The sequence below is a fragment of the Oleiphilus sp. HI0080 genome, assembly GCF_001635135.1.
In genome coordinates, this window is record NZ_LWFU01000829.1 from 1 (window position 1) to 1,100 (window position 1,100).

Here is a 1,100-nt window from a genome sequence, read left to right on the forward strand (position 1 = left end):
TATCGTCGCTGACACCACGGTTCCTGTTATTACCTTAACAGGCGATACCAACATAGATATCGCACTTGGTGATCTGTTTGTTGATCCAGGATATAGCGCCAGCGATAACATCGATGGCGACCTAAGTTCAAGCGTCTCGCCTACAGGTAACGTAGACATCAACACGGAAGGCACCTACATACTTAGCTACGATGTGAGTGATACAGCAGGTAATAGCGCGGTCACACAAACCCGAACAGTCAATGTAGTAACGCCAGTCACAATCTCTTTTGAAGCCGAAACAGCGACCATCTCTGGCGCACACACTGTCGCGTCAACGAACACGGGCTTCACCGGCTCCGGCTATATCGAGCATAGTGGCGAAGGCTTTGTAGAATATACGTTTAACGCCTTTGAATTACCGTACGACCTTGTTGTCCGCTATGCATGGGATAGCGGAGACCGCCCTCTTGAAGTGATTTTGAACGGGCAATCGTTAGGCACATTGTCATTCCCTGCAACAGGTAGCCTAACGACATGGCTCGATACGGCTTCATTTGCACTTACCCCCCAATCTGGCTCAAACACCCTTCGACTAGAAACGACCGGTTCAAGCGGTGCGAACTTAGATTCCATCAGCTTGACACCGCAATAGCAGAGGGTAAGCAAAATGAATAGTTGGAAAATTCTATTTGGCGCCCTTCTCATCTCAACGCTTACCGCTTGCGGTGGCGGTGGTGGTGGCGGTGACGCCATCTCCGGAGGTGGAAATCCGAGCGGTGGAGACGGCGGTGAAGATGGCGGCGGAGACACACCCCCTCCAGCGGTAACCTATAACACTGGTGTGTTCTTAGACAGTCCAGTAAAAGGGCTTCGTTACGCCACACCGACTCTTTCCGGTATCACCGATGTTGATGGTAGGTTTAACTATAACGACGGAGAGGTCGTTACCTTCTCATTGGGAGGAACCACTATTGGTTCGACGCCTGGCAGCGCAACAGTCACGCCTTTCAGCTTATACAGTGTCGAACCTCCTGAAAAAGAAAGGATCATTACCTCTGCGCTCTTTAATGGGAAATCCGTCCAAACGCTTGATAAAGCACTCAACATTGCATCACTAC

The 1,100-nt window shown here is 50.4% G+C and carries 2 protein-coding genes; both read left to right on the forward strand.

The window, feature by feature from the left end:
- A partial coding sequence (locus A3751_RS16950) for an immunoglobulin-like domain-containing protein (protein WP_156492567.1) occupies positions 1 to 634 on the forward strand: 634 nt, incomplete at its 5' end.
- 15 nt (positions 635 to 649) lie between these two features.
- The coding region (locus A3751_RS16955; RefSeq protein WP_197466441.1) for a hypothetical protein at positions 650 to 1,100 on the forward strand (451 nt) is incomplete at its 3' end.